The sequence below is a fragment of the Streptomyces sp. NPDC037301 genome (assembly GCF_055602785.1).
In genome coordinates this window covers 453270-470808 of the sequence record NZ_JBVJWD010000003.1, presented here as the reverse complement: position 1 = coordinate 470808, position 17539 = coordinate 453270, and the positions used below count along the sequence as shown (strand labels likewise).

Below are 17539 nucleotides of genomic sequence, written 5' to 3'. Positions count from 1 at the left end.
GAGATTAGTGCGGTTTACGGGGCGGCAGGAGAGCGGTCCTGGGCACACGGTGACCGGCAATCGGACATGATGCCGTCATGACCACGTCGCCGGGGCACAGACGTATCCGAAGCTGTTCCGGGCCGGCCTTACCGGCCGTCCGCACACCGCCCGGACCGGGGTACCCGGGACCCGCCGGGCCGTACGCCCATCCGGCTCTCCCGGCTCTCCCGGCCATCCCCGGGCAGCGCGCCGCGCCCCGGATCCCGCCGCGTGTGGGCGACATGCGCCGCTATCTCGCCGTCGGCCTCGACTGCTACCTCTGCCTGGTCACTGGCGGCTTACTGGCCCGGCCGCATGTGCACACGGCCGGCATCCCCGAGACCGTCGGTCTGCTGCTCGGCCCGACGCTCGCGTTCTCGTTCCTCAACCAGGTGGTCCTCACCGCGATCGCCGGGGGCGGCGCGGGCAAGCTGATCATGGGGATACGCGTGATCGGACTGCCCGACGCCGGGCGGCCGGGGCCCTGCAGGCTGGTGCGGCGCTGGCTGTACGGGCTGTGCCGGCTGCCGTTGCAGCCCTGGTACGCGCTGAGTTCGTTCCTCGCGGGCCCCGGCGTACTCCACCTCAGCGCCTTCTGGAGCAGCGGGCACGACGATCCGGTGGGCCTGCGCCAGGTCCGCCACAGCGACCTCACGGCCCACCGGAACGCCGCAGCCGAACACCGCTGGGGCCGGATCTGACCACCGCCGGGAGGCGGGCCGGGCCACGGCCGAGGCCGGACCGGACCCGCACGCCGATCGACGGCAGGGCGTCCGCCGGACCGACCGGCGCCCCGCACGAAGCCCTTCTCAGGCCGCCGCGTTCTCCGTGATCGTGACCTTGCCCTTGCGAATCGTCGCCAGCCGTGGCACACGCCGGGCGATGGCGCTGTCGTGCGTGACCATGATGAAGGTCAGGCCGTGCTCCCTCCACATGGTCTCCAGTACCTCCATGACCTCGTCGCGCATCGACTCGTCGAGGTTGCCGGTGGGTTCGTCGGCGAGCAGCACCTTCGGCTGCTTGACCAGGGCCCGGGCAATCGCCACGCGCTGCTGCTGGCCCCCGGACATCTCGCCGGGCAGATGCCCGAGCCGTTCACCGAGTCCGACGGAGTCCAGTGCCTCGGCGGCCCGCCTGCGCCGTTCGGCCGCCTTGCCGCCGAGCGGTACGAGCGCGGTCTCGACGTTCTCCTGGGCGGTGAGCGTCGGAATGAGGTTGAAGCTCTGGAAGACGAAGCCGATGTTCTGCGCGCGCACTGTGGTGAGCCTGGCCTCGCTGAGCTTCGCGAGGTCCACACCGTCGAGTTCGACGCTGCCGCTCGTGGGGCGGTCGAGACCGCCGAGCATCTGCAGCAACGTGGACTTGCCGCCGCCGGTGGGGCCCTGGATGACCAGCCGGCCGCCGTCCTCGATGGTCAGATCGACACCGGCGAGCGCATCGACGGTGGTCTTGCCGCGCGTATAGCGCTTGGTGACGTCTCTGAGGGTGTACATGGGTCAACTCCTGCTGGAACGAAGTGGGGTGGGACGCCGGGTGGGCTATTCGACGCGGCGCAGGGCGTCGGCGGGGCGCAGCCGGGAGGCCCGCCAGCCGCCGAACGCACCGGCGATCAGCCCGCCCGCCACGGCCAGCACGACGGCGATCAGGATGATGGAGAGCGATGCGGGTGCGGTCAGCGCGACGTCGAGCGTCTTGGCCGCGCTCGGCCCGCCCGGTCCGCCCATGAACCGGCCGCCGCCCGAGGAGCCGAGTTCTGCGGTGAGGGTGGGGCTGATGGTGGTCACGACGTACGCACCGGCGAGACCGACGGCGATGCCGAGCACTCCGCCCAGCAGTCCGTTGACGAGGGCCTCGCCGACGACCTGGCGGGTGACCCGGCCGCTCTTCCAGCCGAGCGCCTTGAGGGTGCCGAACTCCCGTACCCGGCGGCTGACCGCCGAGGAGGTGAGCAGGCCGGCCACCAGGAAGGCGGCGACCAGAACCGCGATGGACAGCCACTTGCCGACGCTGGAGGCCAGGTCGGAGGCGGTGGAGAGGGAGCCGGAGACGGTGTCGGCGAGGTCGGCGGAGGTGGTGACGGTCGTGCCGGAGACGTTCTTCTGGATGGTGGACTTGACCTGGTCGATCTGCTGCGAGTCCGATGCCTTCACATAGACCGTGGTGACCTTGTTCTTCGAGCCGGCGAGCGTCTGCGCCTGCTTCAGCGGGATGTAGAGGTTGGCGGCGGCGTCGCCGCTGTCGGCGGTCGAGACCCCGACGATCGTGAATTTGGTGCCGTGGACGGTCACGGTCTTGCCGACGTCAAGCTTCTTCTCCTTGGCGTACGCGGAGTCCACGACGGCGACCTCGGCGTCGGTCTCGGACGCCTTGAACGTACGCCCCTTGGTGATCTTCGACGAAGTCAGCGGGCCGAGGGCCTGCTGGGTGACGTCGGTGCCGTACACGGTGTAGGAGTTGACGTCGAAGGAGGCACCGCCGCCCTTCACCTCGCCCTGCGGCTGCGTGCTGCCGCCCTGTCCGCCGGGGCCGCTCCGGCCGCCCTGGGCCGTGCCGTCCTGCTGCTTGAACTCACCACGTTCGAACTGGCCGTCGACCTTCATGACGTTCAGGCTGAGTCCGCCGACGGCGTCCGCGACCCCGTCCTGTTTGCCGATCGTGTCGGCGGTGGAGGAGGCCAGCGTCTGGAAGCCCTGGACCAGGACCCGGTCGCTGCTCTGTGTCGAGTCGTCGTCGTTGCCCTTGGCGTCGAACTCGAACTTCGGGCGCCCGTTGCCGGAACCGGGTGCGGCGGCGGCCTTGGTGACCGTCATGTCCGTACCCAGGCCGTACAGCGATTCCAGGACCTTGTCCTGGGCCTTGCTCATTCCGGAGGAGACCGAGCTGACGATGATGACCAGCGCGATGCCCAGGGCCAGCCCCGAGGCGACGACCAGCGCCGCCTTTCTGCGGCGGCGCAGCTCGCGCCGGAGGTAGGTGAAGAACATGGCGCGAGGCTAGGAACGGATCGTGATGGCGGGATAAGGCCCCGATGAGAGCCGGATGAAATCCCCTGCGAACGCCACAGGCGGCGGCGCCGCGGATCCGAGGGGATCCGGGTGCCGCCGCCTGCGTACGGGGATTCGGTACTGCGGGAGGGGTGGTGCGTGCGGGTCAGGCCTGGGAGCCCGCCGTCCAGTCCGCCCAGCTCATGTTCCAGCCGTTGAGGCCGTTGTCGGGGGTGATGGTCCTGTCCGGGGAGTTCTTGACGATGACCACGTCGCCGACGAGGGAGTTGTTGTAGAACCAGGCGGCGGGCTGGTTGGCGTCGTTCGCGCCCTTCACGTCGGCGAGGCCGACACAGCCGTGGCTGGTGTTGGCGCTGCCGAAGATCGACCGCGCGCCCCAGTAGTTGCCGTGGATGAAGGTGCCGGAGGTGGACAGCCGCATGGCGTGCGGCACGTCCTTGATGTCGTACTCGCCCTTGCCGTCGTCGTCGGTGAAGCCGACCGTCGCGCCGTTCATCCGGGTCTCCTTGAACTTCTCGGAGATCACCATCTGCCCGTTGTACGTGGGGTTGGCGGAGGAGCCGGAAGAGATCGGGATGGTCTTGATCGTCTTGCCGTTCTGGGTGACGGTCATCGTCTTCGTGTTGGCGTCGACCGTCGAGACCTGGTTGCGGCCGACCTTGAAGGTGACCGTCTTCTGCTGCACACCGAAGACGCCGTCCGCGCCCTCGACGCCGTCCAGCGCGAGCTTCAGCGTGACGGTGGAGCCGCCCTGCCAGTACTGCTCGGGGCGCAGGTCGAGACGCTGCGAGTTGAACCAGTGGCCGGCGACTTCCTGACCGCTGCTGGACGTGACGGTGATTGCGTCCTGGACGGCCTTCTTGTCCGTGATCGGCTTGTTGAAGTTGATCGAGACCGGCATGCCGACGCCGACCGTGGAGCCGTCCTCGGGCGTGAAGTTGCCTATGAAGCTGTTGGCGGGCGACACGGTGGTGAACGAGGAGTTCTCGTGCGCCTCGCGGCCCTTGGAGTCCTTGGCCGCCGCATTGATCTTGTACGTGGTCGAGCGCTCCAGCTGGACGTCCGGCTTCCAGCTCTTGCCGTCGGCGGCGAGCGTGCCCTTGACGGTCGCACCGGCCGACGTGGTCATGGTGACCTGGGACAGCGTGCCCTTGGTGACGGTGACCTTGGCGTCGTTGTTGATGCTCGCGTTGGCCGCACCGTTCTTCGGCGCGATGGTGATCTGCGCCTCCGACGCGTCCTGGGCGGCCGCCTTGTCGACCTCGGCCGCCTGCGACTTCTTCGAGCTCTCGGCGCTCGCGCCGCTGTCGTTGCAGGCAGTGAGCACCAGAACGCCACCGAGCAGTGCGGACGCGGCCATCAGGCCCTTGCGCCGCTTGCTGTCCGTCATCACACGTTTCTCCATCGTTGCCTAATCCCCAAAAACCCCGAGCAGAGCCGCCGACGACCGGCGAAACCCGTCAATGTTCCTAGAACCCATGGAAGGGGTCTTCCGTTCCACATCCAAGAGGGATGTGGGGAACAACACTCATCGACGCATCCGCGTCGGCGGTGGTTCCCGGTGCCGGTCGCGTATATACGGCCGGCACGCACAACGGCCCCGGTCCGCGGAAAGCGGGCCGGGGCCGTGGCCCACCGCCTGCTAGATCCGCCGCTCCGCACCGCCGCTCGCGCCGCTGTGCTCGCCGTCGTCCTCACCATTGTGCGGGACGTCGCCGGCGCCCCCCTCGTCGTACTCGTCGCCGAGGTCCCAGTCGTCCGGGTCGTCCGGGTCGTAGTCGACGGTCTCGCTGCTCCAGGACGCCTGGGTGAGCTCGACCCCCGGCACCTCGCTGACCAGGTCGAACGGATCGATGAGGGAGGCGAGGGCCTCCGCTCCGTCCTCCCGTACGGCCGACTCGGCCTGCATGCGTTCCTCGGCGGACTCGCCGCCGGGCTCCCCGTACTCGGCGGCGATGGACTCCAGTGCGGTACCGCTGAGGGCGGCGGGGTCCGTGATCTCCAGCACCATTTCGACCTGAAGTCGAACAAACCGTGATGTCTCAGAAGTGCTCATGTGCCGGAGCGTAAGCTCCCCGCCCTCGCGACTTTCCTGCGACCCGCTGCTTTCACTAGCATCGGCGTACAGGCCTGATTGACGGCTGTGACAAGGGGGATCGATTCCGTGGCCGCTGCTCGCCGCCCGCTCCTGACCGCCACCGCTGCGGGCACGTTGCTGGCCGCCCTGTGGTTCGTCCCGTCCGCCAACGCGACGGACGAGTCGGCCGGCACACCGGGCGCACGGAGCCGACAGGTCACCGCCGCCGTGGACACCGCGGCCGATCCGAGGCTCGCCGACACCGGGGCCGGGGTCGACACCACCCCGTATCTGATCGGCGGCACGGCGTTCCTGGGCATCGGCGCAGCGTTCGTCACCTACTCGGTACGCCGCGCCGACGCCCTGTCCGTCTGAACCTCTGCCGGACCTACGCCAGCGGTCCGGTCACCGGCTCGACCGCCGCGACCAGCTTCCCGGCACGTACGAACGCGTCCGCCGCGGCCAGGTCCGGCGACAGGAAGCGGTCCGGTCCCGGGCCCTCGACACCTGCCGCGCGCAGCGCCTCGATGGCGGCCTGCGAGGCGGGCGCGGGGGTGAGGCCCTGGGCGGCGCGCAGTTCGATGGCGCGGGTCGCCGCGTACAGCTCGACGGCGACGATCCGGGCGAGGTTGTCGACGGCGGTACGCAGCTTGCGCGCGGCCGACCAGCCCATGGAGACGTGGTCCTCCTGCATCGCGGACGACGGGATCGAGTCGGCCGACGCGGGGACGGCGAGCCGCTTCATCTCGCTGACCAGGGCGGCCTGGGTGTACTGGGCGATCATCAGGCCCGAGTCCACACCGGCGTCGTCGGCGAGGAACGGCGGCAGCCCGTGCGAACGGTTCTTGTCCAGCAGCCGGTCGGTGCGGCGCTCGGTGATCGAACCGAGGTCGGCCGCGACGATCGCCAGGAAGTCGAGCACGTACGCGACGGGGGCGCCGTGGAAGTTGCCGTTGGACTCGACCCGGCCGTCGGGCAGCACCACGGGGTTGTCCACGGCGGAGGCCAGCTCGCGGTCCGCGACGATCCCGGCGTAGTCGAGGGTGTCGCGTCCGGCGCCGTTGACCTGGGGCGCGCAGCGCACGGAGTAGGCGTCCTGGACACGGGGCGCGTCGTCCTGATGGTGGCCGGTGAGGCCCGATCCGGCCAGCACCCGCAGCATGTTGTCGGCGCTGACGCCCTGGCCCGGATGCGGGCGGATGGCGTGCAGTTCCGGGGCGAGCACCTTGTCCGTGCCGAGCAGTGCCTCCAGAGAGAGGGCGGCGGTGATGTCGGCGGAGGTGTAGAGACTCTTCAGGTCGGCGAGGGCCATGACGAGCATGCCGAGCATGCCGTCGGTGCCGTTGAGGAGGGCGAGGCCCTCCTTCTCACGCAGCTCGACCGGGGTGATGCCATGGGCGGTGAGCAGCTCACCGGCGGGGCGCACGGTGCCGTCGGGACCCTCCGCGTCGCCCTCGCCCATCAGCGTCAGGGCGCAGTGGGAGAGCGGGGCCAGGTCGCCGGAGCAGCCGAGCGAGCCGTACTCGTGGACGACGGGGGTGATGCCCGCATTGAGGACGTCGGCCATGGTCTGCGCGACCTCGGGCCGTACGCCGGTGTGCCCGGAGGCGACCGTCTTCAGCCGCAGGAACATCAGCGCGCGGACGACCTCGCGCTCGACCCGCGGGCCCATACCGGCGGCGTGCGAGCGGACGATGTTGCGCTGGAGCTGTGCGCGGAGATCCTGGCTGATGTGCCGGCTGGCCAGTGCCCCGAAGCCGGTGGAGACGCCGTAGACCGGCTCGGGCTTGGCGGCGAGCGCGTCCACGATCTCTCGGGCGGCGGCGAGTGCGCTCACGGCGGCCGCGGAGAGCTCGACGCGAGCGTTGCCGCGGGCCACGGCGATGACGTCCTGGGCGGTGGTACCGGACGTCCCCACCACGACTGTATGCATATCCATATTCAGAAGCGTACGGATTGAATCCCTTCATGTCACTAGTGGTCGTGCGGTTGACCCCTTACCGATCCGGTCACACGGTCAGGGCCGGCTGCCGCGCAGGTGGCGACGGTCGTGCGGGGACTTCGGCGGCGAGTCGGCCAGCCGGATCACCTCGCCGTCGCGCCCCGCCACCACCGGCTTCGCGGAGCGGGCCGCCTTCGCCCGGTACTGGGCCGCGTCCGCCAGCCGGAACAGCCGCCGCGCCGACACCACCGGGCCGATCGGATCGCCGGTCGACGCGATCCCGCACGCCACCCCGTCACCGAGCTCCAACTCGGCTGCCCGTTCGCAGAGTTCGGCGGCCACCCGGATCACGTCGTCCACCTCGGGGCCCACCGCGAGCAGGCAGAACTCATCGCCGCCGAGCCGGGCCGCGAGCGCACCGGGCAGCATGGCACCACAGCGGGACAGCACCGAGCCGAAACGTTCCAGCAGACGGTCGCCGACCGCATGGCCATGACTGTCGTTGACCCGCTTCAGACCGTTGAGGTCACAGACGACCAGGCTGACCACCGCCCCGTCCGTCCGATGCTGCTCCACCGCCTCGTCGAGCCGCACATCGACTGCGCGGCGGTTGGCCAGCCCGGTGAGCTGATCGGTGAAGGCGAGCCTGCGGAGCTCTTCCAGCCGCTCGGTCTGGGCGATCCCGGCGGCGACGACGGCAGCCAGCACGGTCGCGAAGTCCGCGTCCTCCCGCCCGAACACCGGCTCCCCCACCGGGCGGGCCACATAGAGCTCGCCCCAGGCCCGCCCGTGCAGCACGATCGGCGCGACCACGCAGCAGCCGCGCCGGCGCCGGCGCAGGGCGGCCACCCGCTCGCGGTGGTACACATGCCCGTACCCCCGCACCCCCGCGCCCCCGCCCCGCATGCCGCCCACCGGGCCGTCGGCTGTCTCCACCCAGGCGTCCGGCTCACCGCCCCCGGCCCACCGTTCGTGCAGGAACTCGGTGATCTCCGGGAACTGATGCACCGGGTACGCCTCCTCCTCGGGGAACTCCTCCTCCCCTTCGGCCCGTTCGCCCGCGTTGACCAGCACGCGCAGCCGCCCGCACCCGCGCTCCCAGACGGAGAGCGCGGCGAAACTGCCGCCCAACGCCTCGCACGCCCCCAGCGCAGCCGCCCGCCACGACCCCCGCGGGGTGTGCGCCGCCGCCATCGTCTGCGCAAGCGAAACCACGGCCCGCAGCCGCACATCATCACCACCCATCGCTACAGCTTATGTAGTTTTGTGGTGATTCGATCAGCTTGGGACGTCGACAATGTTCGCTGCGTGTCCTTGTAATGCACAACGTCACTCGCCGGGCCAGTTCGGCTTCCTCTTCTCGTTGAACGCGGCCACACCCTCGGCCCGGTCGCCGGAGAAGGCCACCGAGCGCCAGGCGGCGTCCTCGACTTCGAGTCCGGCCCGGAGATCGAGGCCGTGCCCCAGCCGCAGCGCCCGTTTGGCAGCCCGCAGCCCCACCGGGGAGTTGGCGGCGATCCTGCCCGCGAGCGCCAGCGCGGCCTCGCGGTCCCGCCCCGCCTCCACCAGCTCGTCGACCAGCCCCGAATCACGGGCCTCGGCCGCCTCCACCCGCCGGGCCGTGAAGACCAGCTCGGCGGCGCGCGCCGCACCGATCCGCCGCGGCAGCAACTGCGTACCGCCACCACCCGGAATGACACCGACCGACACCTCGGGCAGGCCCACCACCGCCGTGCGGTCGGCGACGATCAGATCGCAGGACAGGGCCAGCTCGAATCCGCCGCCGAGCGCGAAACCGTGCACGGCCGCGATCGTCGGCATCGGCAGTTCGAGTACGCCGGTGTACGCGGCGCGGGCGGTGGGGCGCTGACGCAGCAGCTCGGCGTCGGTGAAGGAGTTGCGCTCCTTCAGGTCCGCGCCCACACAGAAGGCCCGCTCATGGCTGGAGGTGAGGACGGTGGCCCGCACACCCGGGTCGGCGGCGAGCGCGGCGCAGGCGGCGGCGATCGAGCGGGCCATGTCCGTGGACACGGCGTTCATCGCCTTGGGCCGGTCGAGGACCAGTTCGGCGACGTGTTCCTGTCCCTCGTGGACCCGTACGACGACGAATTCCCCGAACCGCTGCTCGGACGTGACGGTCATGACTGCACCCCTCCGGTTAACGATCGTTACCAGGGGGATCCTATGGGGCGCCCCGGACAGCGGTCCGGGGTGATGTCAGGACGTGCCCCGGCGCGCCAGCAGCCAGGGCTCCACGACGCCGAGGCCGCGCACCGGGCGCTGCCACATCGGCTGCAGCCCGTAGCGATACTTGGGCACGGACGTCGGCTCCACGCCGTTCTGGCGCTCCTTCTCGGCCGCTGCGGCCTCCTCCGCCGCCTGCGCCTCGGAGGTCGGAGCGTCGCCGGTACGGGTCAGCTCCTCCGCGAACGCCCCGTCCACCAGCACGGCGTCCTTCGGCGCTATCGAGGTCAGCCGGCTGGCGAGGTTCACCGTCGTACCGAAGACATCGCCCATTCGGGTGGTGACCGTGCCGAAAGCGATGCCGACGCGCAGCGCGGGCATGGTCTCGTCCTGGGTCATCGCCTCGATCAGGCGCAGCGCGATCTCGGCCGCGGTGCGTGCGTCGTCGGCGGCGTAGAGGACCTCGTCGCCGAGGGTCTTGATGAGCCGGCCGCCGTGGGCGGCGACCAGGTCGGCGCAGGTGGTCTCGAACGCCTCGACCAGTTCGCCGAGCTCCTCCTCCTCCAGCCGCCGGGTCAGCCGGGTGAACCCGACGAGGTCGGCGAAGCCGACGGCCAGGCGCCGGTCGACCATTTCCTCGTCGTCGGCGGCCTGCACGACCCGGCCGGTGGCGGCGGCGAGCTGGCGCCGCCACACGTACACCAGGAACTCCTCCAGCTCCGGGAGGAGCAGCTCGACCAGCGGGTACGTGACCTCGGTCCGGGTCATGCCGGGCTCGGGCGGCTCGGTCAGACCCTCCAGGAAGGAATCGATCTGCCACTCCGCCAGCCGGGCGGTGGTCTGCCCGGTGGACCGGGCCACCTGGATCGCCATCGGCTCGCTGAGCAGCCCCGCCTCGACGAGACCGGCGAGCCGGCGCAGCGCCAGCACATCGGCCTCGGTGAGCGCCCTGGCCTGCCCGATGTCGGCGAAGCCCATGGCCCGCCAGAACCGGGAGGCCAGGTCCATCGAGACGCCGGCGGTACGGGCCGCCTGGAACGGCGTGTAGCGCCGGTCGGCGCCCAGGATCAGCTGTTCCAGCCGGATCGCGAGGGGATCGTCGGTCGGTTCCGCCGTATGGTCGACTTCGTGATGCGGTGTCGGGTGGACCGAGGGGTCCGACGGGGGCTCCGCGCCCGCGCCGGAGGTCGTGTCGTCGACGGTCACCAGCCGCCTCCTGCCCGTTCCCTGCGCACTGCCCTGCCGATCTGTCGGTGGATCGCCTCAACGATACGGCAGGTGTGCCGTGGCTCACGTCGCTGAGTCTTCCCGGAATGTTCCTGGGCGGGCCGGGGGCGTGGACGGTTGCGGCCGGCGGGTGGTTTCCAGGAGGGCAAGGGCTCATGAAGTCTTCCCGCAATGTTCCTGGGCGGGCCGGGGGCGTGGATGGTCGCGGCCGGCGGGTGGTTTCCAGGAGGGCAAGGGCTCATGCCCCCGGTACGTGTCGAGGCAGGCCGGAGGCGGAGAGCAGGCGTAGACACACCGCGGCGACACACCGCGGCGCCCCGCACGCACGGCCCAGGCGTTGCCCCGGTACGTGTCCGGGTGAGGCGGAGGGCGGCCTTGCGCGACCGCCGCTGCCTCACGTCAGGCCGCCGCCAATGCCCCGCAGGTGCACGATGTCGCCCGCCGATACGGGTTCCAGGAGGCCGTCGTCGGTGGACAGGATCAGTCGGCCGTCGCCGTCGATCGCCACGGCCTCGCCGGTGAGCGTGCGGTCGCCGGGCAGCTGGGCACGTACCGTCCGGCCGAGCGTCGCGCAGCCCGCCGCGTACGCCTCCTGCAGGCCGCTCGCCGCCGCGTCGCCGTCCGCCGCGCGCCACTGGCCGTACCAGTGCTCCAGCGAGCGCAGTACGCCCCGCAGCAGCGTCTCGCGGTCGGTGGAGACCGCCCCGGCCAGGGCCAGCGAGCCGGCCGTGGGGGCGGGGAGTTCGTCGGCGCGCAGGGACACGTTGAGGCCGATACCCACGACGACGCCGTCCCCGGCGCGCTCGGCCAGGATGCCGCCCGTCTTGCGCTCCTCGCCCAGTGGGGTCTCCCCTGGACGGAGCTTGTCGGAGTCCTTGGGGATCGTTACGAGGAGGTCGTTGGGCCACTTGAGGGACGTGTCGACGCCCGCAGCACGGGCCAGACCCGTCGCCACCGCGACGCCGGTGAGCAGCGGCAGCCAGCCCCACCGGTGGACGGGGACATCGCCCGGCGTCAGGAAGACGGAGAGGAACAGGCCCGAACGGGCCGGAGCCGTCCATGCGCGGTCGAGGCGGCCGCGGCCCGCGGTCTGTTCCTCGGCGACCAGCACGGCGCCGCCTGCGAGCCCCGCCGCCGCTCGCCCGGCAAGATCGGAGTTGGTGGACCCGGTGGTCTCCACGACGTCGAGCGAGGTCCACAGCCCGCCCGGCCGCAGCAGCCCGCGGCGCAGCGCGGGAACGTTCAGGGGCGGTCGGTCCAGGTCCGACCAGCGGCTGTGAGGCGCATCCGAAGGTGTCATGCAAGCCAGACTAGGTGTGGCAAACGACGCACTGCCCAACCGTATCCACGCCGATACCCTACGGATCAGTAGGTGTTCAGTACCTGATCAGCAGCACAGTCGTCCCCGTGACCAGGCAGGGAGCCGCCACCCGATGTCCGAGCCGGAAGAGATCGACATCCACACCACCGCGGGCAAGATCGCGGACCTTCAGCGCCGTATCGACGAGGCAACGCACGCGGGCTCCGAGCGCGCGGTCGAGAAGCAGCATGCGAAGGGCAAGTTGACCGCCCGCGAGCGGATCGACCTGCTGCTCGACGAGGGTTCCTTCGTGGAGCTCGACGAATTCGCCCGGCACCGCTCCACCAACTTCGGCATCGAGAAGAACCGCCCCTACGGAGATGGCGTCGTCACCGGCTACGGCACGGTCGACGGCCGCCCCGTCTGCGTGTATTCGCAGGACTTCACCATCTTCGGCGGCTCGCTCGGCGAGGTCTACGGTGAGAAGATCGTCAAGGTGATGGACTTCGCGCTGAAGACCGGCTGCCCGGTCATCGGCATCAACGACGGCGGCGGCGCCCGCATCCAGGAGGGGGTGGTCGCGCTCGGCCTGTTCGCCGAGATCTTCCGCCGCAATGTGCACGCCTCGGGCGTCGTCCCGCAGATCTCGCTGATCGTCGGACCGTGCGCGGGCGGAGCGGTCTATTCGCCCGCGATCACCGACTTCACCGTCATGGTCGACCAGACCTCGCACATGTTCATCACCGGCCCCGACGTCATCAAGACCGTCACCGGCGAGGACGTCGGCTTCGAGGAGCTGGGCGGAGCCCGCACCCACAACACCACTTCGGGTGTGGCGCATCACATGGCGGGCGACGAGAAGGACGCCATCGAGTACGTCAAGTCGCTGCTGTCGTACCTCCCTTCGAACAACCTCTCCGAGGCACCGGCCTTCCCGGAGGAGGCGGATCTCGCCACCACCGACGAGGACCGCGAGCTCGACACCCTCATCCCGGACTCGGCGAACCAGCCGTACGACATGCACACCGCCATCGAGCACGTGCTGGACGACGGCGAATTCCTGGAGACCCAGTCCCTGTTCGCGCCGAACATCATCACCGGCTTCGGGCGTGTCGAGGGCTACCCGGTCGGCATCGTCGCCAACCAGCCGATGCAGTTCGCCGGCTGCCTGGACATCAACGCGAGCGAGAAGGCGGCACGGTTCGTCCGTACCTGCGACGCCTTCAACGTGCCCGTCCTGACCTTCGTCGACGTCCCCGGCTTCCTGCCCGGCGTCGACCAGGAGTACGGCGGCATCATCCGCCGCGGCGCCAAGCTGATCTACGCCTACGCGGAGGCGACCGTCCCGCTGATCACGGTGATCACCCGCAAGGCCTTCGGCGGCGCGTACGACGTCATGGGCTCCAAGCACCTCGGCGCCGACATCAACGTCGCCTGGCCGACCGCGCAGATCGCCGTGATGGGCGCGCAGGGCGCCGTGAACATCCTGCACCGCCGCACGATCGCAGCCGTCAAGGACCCCGACGAGGCAGAAGCAACCCGCGCCGAGCTGATCGCCGACTACGAGGACACGCTGCTCAACCCGTACGTGGCGGCCGAACGCGGCTACGTCGACGCGGTGATCATGCCGTCCGACACCCGCGCCCACATCGTGAAGGGGCTGCGCCAGCTGCGTACCAAGCGGGAGTCGCTGCCCCCGAAGAAGCACGGCAACATCCCCCTCTAGAAAGGGTCCTGGCCATGATCAAGGTCGTACGGGGCAACCCGACCCCTGAGGAGCTGGCTGCCGCACTGGCGGTGGTCCGGGCGCGTGCCGCGGCGACGGCGTCCGATGCGTCGTCCGGCGCGCCGACGCTGCCCGGCCAGTGGTCCGACCCGGGGCGTATCGCCCGGCGCGAGCGCCGTCTGCCGGGGCCGCGGGCCTGGGCGCGGACGTACTGGCCCGGGTAGTCGCAGGAGTGCCTTTTCGCACACGTTTTCGGAGGTCCGGGCTCCTTTGGGGTCCGGGCCTCCGGTGCGTCCGGGTGCGCTCTGGTCCGTACGCACCAGAGCGGCTGAGTACCTGTACTCAGGCGCGGCATCCGCCCCCGCAGCAGGATCGGTCCCATGCTGTGGTCCGACCCTGAGAACAAGCCGCCGAAGGAACTGCGCGACGCCCAGGACATGATGCGGCGCGCGGGGCTGGTGCTTGCGCTCGCGATGGTGGTCGCGATGTTCGTGCTCGGGACGCGGTGAGTGGTGCGGTGGGGGGTGGGGTGACCGCTGCGCGGGGCTTGTTCCCCTGCCTGTCCCTTCCCGGGCGTCGATGTGCGGCTCCGCCACGTGGGGGGCTCCGCCCCGGCCCCCGGTCCTCGAACGCCGGACGGGCTGAAATCTGCCCGGGCGGGCCGGATACCAACTCGCCCCTTCTACGATGGCGCGTATGACTGATCAGCGCCGTCTCGTGCTCGCCTCCGCCTCCCCCGCCCGTCTCGGCCTTCTGCGGCAGGCCGGATTCGCGCCCGAGGTGATCGTCAGCGGGGTGGACGAGGACGCGCTGAGCGCCCCGACGCCGGCCGAGCTGGCGCTCGTTCTCGCCGAGGCCAAGGCCGCCGCGGTGGCCGGCCGGCCGGAGGCGGCGGGTGCCCTGGTCGTCGGGTGCGACTCGGTGCTCGAACTCGACGGCGAGGCGCTCGGCAAGCCGGCCGACAACGAGGAGGCCATCGCCCGCTGGAAGTCCATGCGCGGCCGGGCCGGTGTGCTGCAGACCGGCCACAGCGTGATCGACACCGCGACCGGACGTACGGCCTCGGCGACCGCCTCCACGACCGTCCGCTTCGGCGAACCGACAGACGCCGAGATCGCCGCCTACGTGGCCTCGGGCGAGCCGCTCCACGTGGCGGGCGCCTTCACGCTGGACGGCCGTTCGGCGCCGTTCGTCGACTCCATCGAGGGCGACCACGGCAATGTCATCGGGCTTTCGCTGCCGCTGCTGCGCCGGCTGCTGGGCGAGCTGGGGATCTCCGTGACCGAGCTGTGGGTCTGAGCCGGACCCGTTCTGCGTCAGGCCGTGGCCGGAGCGCTGGGTTCCGCGTCGTCCGTCGACCGGCCGGCCTCGGGGCCGTACGCCACCAGCGTCAGCACGATCAGCCCGAGCACCACCATCAGACACGCGAACGCGGCCCAGCCGACCAGCCCCACCGTCAGCGCACCCAGCACCCCGTGCACCACGGCGCAGGCGATGAGGGCGATACGGCCGATACGGCCTGGGGCCCGGTCGCGGATGCCGGCCAGCAGGAGGACCAGCCCGCACAGCAGCAGATACAGGCCGAAGGCGCCGCCCATCGCCCATGTGCCGTTGGACATGGCTGCGGATTCCAGCCCGGCCAGTGACATGTCCTGGTTCCTGACGACCGTCGCCAGAATGCCGTTGATGACCACGATGCCCACGGCCTCCACGAACAGCACGATCGCGGTCACGAACGCCACCGGTCTGCGCACCACGGTGCTCACCCCCTGTTACCTGCAGTACGTGCGATAGCGCGGACCCTACTAATGGGTAACGCCCCGGACAAGGGTCCGGACGGCCTACGCTCTCGCCCCGCATCTCTGAGGCGCACCCGTGCGCATTCCCCGCACCCCCCTTGTCGCGCCTCTAGTGCGTCGGGCAAAGAATCGTTCGCCCGTTAGTGGGGACTCGACAAAGAAACGCCGTGCGCGGCTGCTTGCACCAACAGAGACCTGGACCACACCTCGTGGCTACTGTGCGGTCATGAATCCCGGCGTACCGTGGTGTCACAAGGGATTTCGCGACTTGAGCAAGCCTCGAATCACACTCCGTGTGGGCAAGCTCACCAGTGGGGACGGGTCGTAGGGCCGTGTCGGTAGTCCCTAAACTCAGCTTGTTTCAAGGAGGGAGCCATCGTGCGCAAGGTGCTCATCGCCAACCGTGGCGAAATTGCTGTCCGTGTTGCTCGGGCATGCCGGGATGCCGGAATCGGGAGCGTGGCCGTCTACGCCGACCCGGACCGCGACGCTCTGCATGTACGTGCGGCCGACGAGGCATTCGCTCTGGGCGGTGACACCCCGGCCGCCAGCTACCTGGACATGGCCAAGGTGCTCCAGGCTGCCAAGGACTCCGGGGCGGACGCGATCCACCCGGGATACGGCTTCCTGTCGGAGAACGCCGAATTCGCCCAGGCCGTCATCGACGCGGGTCTGACCTGGATCGGCCCGCCGCCGCAGGCGATCCGGGACCTCGGTGACAAGGTCGCCGCCCGTCACATCGCGCAGCGCGCCGGTGCCCCGCTGGTGGCCGGTACGCCCGACCCGGTCGAAGGCTCCGCCGAGGTCGTGGCGTTCGCGAAGGAGCACGGGCTGCCGATCGCGATCAAGGCCGCCTTCGGTGGTGGCGGTCGCGGGCTGAAGGTGGCACGCGCACTGGAGGAGATCCCGGAGCTGTACGACTCCGCGGTCCGTGAGGCCGTCGCGGCGTTCGGCCGCGGGGAGTGCTTCGTGGAGCGCTACCTCGACAAGCCGCGCCACGTCGAGACGCAGTGCCTGGCCGACAGCCACGGCAACGTCGTCGTCGTCTCCACCCGTGACTGCTCGCTCCAGCGCCGCCACCAGAAGCTGGTCGAGGAGGCCCCCGCGCCGTTCCTCTCCGAGGCGCAGAACGCGGAGCTGTACGCGGCGTCGAAGGCCATCCTCAAGGAGGCCGGTTACGTCGGTGCGGGCACCGTGGAGTTCCTCGTCGGCACGGACGGCACCATCTCGTTCCTGGAGGTCAACACCCGCCTCCAGGTCGAGCACCCGGTCACCGAGGAGGTCACCGGCCTCGACCTCGTACGCGAGATGTTCCGCATCGCCGACGGCGAGAAGCTCGGCTACGACGACCCGGCCGTGCGCGGGCACTCGTTCGAGTTCCGGATCAACGGCGAGGACCCGGGCCGCGGCTTCCTGCCCGCCCCGGGCACGGTGACCACGTTCGCCCCGCCGACCGGCCCCGGTGTCCGCCTCGACGCGGGTGTGGAGTCCGGTTCCGTCATCGGCCCCGCCTGGGACTCGCTCCTGGCGAAGCTCATCGTGACCGGCGCGACCCGTGAGCAGGCGCTGCAGCGGGCGGCGCGCGCGCTGGCCGAGTTCGACGTCGAGGGCATGGCCACCGCCATTCCGTTCCACCGCGCCGTCGTCACCGACCCGGCTTTCACCAGTGACCCGTTCCAGGTCCACACCCGCTGGATCGAGACCGAGTTCGTCAACGACATCAAGCCCTTCACCGCCACCGCCGATGCGGAGGCGGAGGAGGAGGTCGGCCGCGAGACCGTCGTCGTCGAGGTCGGCGGCAAGCGCCTCGAGGTCTCGCTGCCCTCGTCGCTGGGCATGAGCCTGGCCCGTACCGGGCTCGCGGCGGGGGCCAAGCCCAAGCGCCGCGCGGCGAAGAAGAGCGGCTCCGCGGTCTCCGGCGACACCCTCGCGTCCCCGATGCAGGGCACCATCGTCAAGATCGCCGTCGAGGAGGGCCAGCAGGTCGACGAGGGCGACCTCATCGTCGTCCTGGAGGCCATGAAGATGGAGCAGCCGCTGAACGCGCACCGCGCCGGCACCATCAAGGGACTCGCCGCCGAGGTCGGCAGCTCGATCTCCTCCGGTGCCGTGATCTGCGAGATCAAGGACTGATCGAGCGGTACCCGACGTTCCACCGGGGCCCGGGGGGGGGGGGGGGGGGGGGGGGGGGGGGAAGGGGGGGGGGGGGGGGGGGGTGGGGCCAGGGGGGGGGGGGGGGGGGGGGGGGTGTGGGGGGA

The 17539-nt window shown here is 70.6% G+C and carries 17 protein-coding genes; 7 read left to right on the top strand and 10 right to left on the bottom strand.

What is annotated here, in order from left to right; all coding sequences use genetic code 11:
* The first annotated feature begins 263 nt into the window (after positions 1–263).
* The gene (locus ACZ7IB_RS08240; protein ID WP_470910464.1) at positions 264–722 is read left to right on the top strand and encodes an RDD family protein; all 459 of its coding nucleotides are present in this window, start codon (positions 264–266) and stop codon (positions 720–722) included.
* Between the two features lie 108 nt (positions 723–830).
* Here the strand turns inward: ACZ7IB_RS08240 and ACZ7IB_RS08235 are convergent, their stop codons facing one another.
* The 4 genes from ACZ7IB_RS08235 to ACZ7IB_RS08220 all read right to left on the bottom strand — a co-directional run bounded on the left by ACZ7IB_RS08235 (position 831) and on the right by ACZ7IB_RS08220 (position 5082).
* A complete protein-coding gene (locus tag ACZ7IB_RS08235) occupies positions 831–1514 on the bottom strand; it encodes an ABC transporter ATP-binding protein (RefSeq protein ID WP_470910212.1) in 684 nt (227 codons plus the stop codon).
* Between the two features lie 45 nt (positions 1515–1559).
* Positions 1560–3005, bottom strand: coding sequence for an ABC transporter permease (locus ACZ7IB_RS08230; RefSeq protein WP_470910209.1), 1446 nt, complete (start codon positions 3003–3005; stop codon positions 1560–1562).
* A gap of 166 nt (positions 3006–3171) precedes the next feature.
* Positions 3172–4431, bottom strand: coding sequence for a L,D-transpeptidase (locus tag ACZ7IB_RS08225; RefSeq protein WP_470910207.1), 1260 nt, complete (start codon positions 4429–4431; stop codon positions 3172–3174).
* Between the two features lie 237 nt (positions 4432–4668).
* Positions 4669–5082: a hypothetical protein gene (locus ACZ7IB_RS08220; RefSeq protein ID WP_470910205.1), complete on the bottom strand. Its 414-nt coding sequence runs from the start codon at positions 5080–5082 to the stop codon at positions 4669–4671.
* A gap of 108 nt (positions 5083–5190) precedes the next feature.
* Here ACZ7IB_RS08220 and ACZ7IB_RS08215 point away from each other — a divergent pair, with 108 nt between their 5' ends.
* The gene (locus ACZ7IB_RS08215) at positions 5191–5478 is read left to right on the top strand and encodes a hypothetical protein (RefSeq protein WP_470910202.1); all 288 of its coding nucleotides are present in this window, start codon (positions 5191–5193) and stop codon (positions 5476–5478) included.
* Positions 5479–5491: 13 nt separating this feature from the next.
* Here ACZ7IB_RS08215 and hutH read toward each other — a convergent pair whose 3' ends face one another.
* From hutH to ACZ7IB_RS08190, 5 genes are all read right to left on the bottom strand, one after another.
* Positions 5492–7042, bottom strand: coding sequence for a histidine ammonia-lyase (hutH, locus tag ACZ7IB_RS08210; protein WP_383075544.1), 1551 nt, complete (start codon positions 7040–7042; stop codon positions 5492–5494).
* A 78-nt stretch (positions 7043–7120) separates the two neighbouring features.
* On the bottom strand, positions 7121–8290 hold the full coding sequence (locus ACZ7IB_RS08205) for a GGDEF domain-containing protein (protein WP_470910199.1): 1170 nt from the start codon (positions 8288–8290) through the stop codon (positions 7121–7123).
* 84 nt (positions 8291–8374) lie between these two features.
* Positions 8375–9187, bottom strand: a complete 813-nt coding sequence (locus ACZ7IB_RS08200; RefSeq protein WP_470910196.1) for an enoyl-CoA hydratase/isomerase family protein — start codon at positions 9185–9187, stop codon at positions 8375–8377.
* A 75-nt stretch (positions 9188–9262) separates the two neighbouring features.
* The gene (locus tag ACZ7IB_RS08195) at positions 9263–10435 is read right to left on the bottom strand and encodes an adenylate/guanylate cyclase domain-containing protein (protein ID WP_470910194.1); all 1173 of its coding nucleotides are present in this window, start codon (positions 10433–10435) and stop codon (positions 9263–9265) included.
* Positions 10436–10850: 415 nt separating this feature from the next.
* Entirely contained in the window at positions 10851–11756 is a 906-nt protein-coding gene (locus tag ACZ7IB_RS08190) for a biotin--[acetyl-CoA-carboxylase] ligase (protein WP_470910191.1), read from the bottom strand.
* Positions 11757–11889: 133 nt separating this feature from the next.
* On the opposite strand from ACZ7IB_RS08190, the gene ACZ7IB_RS08185 reads away from it, so the two are divergent.
* The 4 genes from ACZ7IB_RS08185 (at position 11890) to ACZ7IB_RS08170 (ending at position 14781) form a co-directional block, all read left to right on the top strand.
* A complete protein-coding gene (locus ACZ7IB_RS08185) occupies positions 11890–13482 on the top strand; it encodes an acyl-CoA carboxylase subunit beta (protein WP_470910189.1) in 1593 nt (530 codons plus the stop codon).
* Positions 13483–13496: 14 nt separating this feature from the next.
* Positions 13497–13706, top strand: a complete 210-nt coding sequence (locus tag ACZ7IB_RS08180) for an acyl-CoA carboxylase epsilon subunit (protein ID WP_266358479.1) — start codon at positions 13497–13499, stop codon at positions 13704–13706.
* Positions 13707–13862: 156 nt separating this feature from the next.
* The gene (gene mmpB, locus ACZ7IB_RS08175; RefSeq protein ID WP_093900106.1) at positions 13863–13991 is read left to right on the top strand and encodes a morphogenic membrane protein MmpB; all 129 of its coding nucleotides are present in this window, start codon (positions 13863–13865) and stop codon (positions 13989–13991) included.
* Positions 13992–14169: 178 nt separating this feature from the next.
* A complete protein-coding gene (locus ACZ7IB_RS08170; RefSeq protein ID WP_470910187.1) occupies positions 14170–14781 on the top strand; it encodes a nucleoside triphosphate pyrophosphatase in 612 nt (203 codons plus the stop codon).
* A 17-nt stretch (positions 14782–14798) separates the two neighbouring features.
* Here the strand turns inward: ACZ7IB_RS08170 and ACZ7IB_RS08165 are convergent, their stop codons facing one another.
* Positions 14799–15248 carry a hypothetical protein gene (locus ACZ7IB_RS08165; protein WP_470910184.1) on the bottom strand — a complete coding sequence of 150 codons (450 nt, stop codon included), beginning with the start codon at positions 15246–15248 and terminating at the stop codon, positions 14799–14801.
* Positions 15249–15659: 411 nt separating this feature from the next.
* Between ACZ7IB_RS08165 and ACZ7IB_RS08160 the strand changes: the two genes are divergently transcribed.
* Positions 15660–17414, top strand: a complete 1755-nt coding sequence (locus ACZ7IB_RS08160) for an acetyl/propionyl/methylcrotonyl-CoA carboxylase subunit alpha (protein ID WP_470910181.1) — start codon at positions 15660–15662, stop codon at positions 17412–17414.
* The last annotated feature ends 125 nt before the right edge of the window (positions 17415–17539 follow it).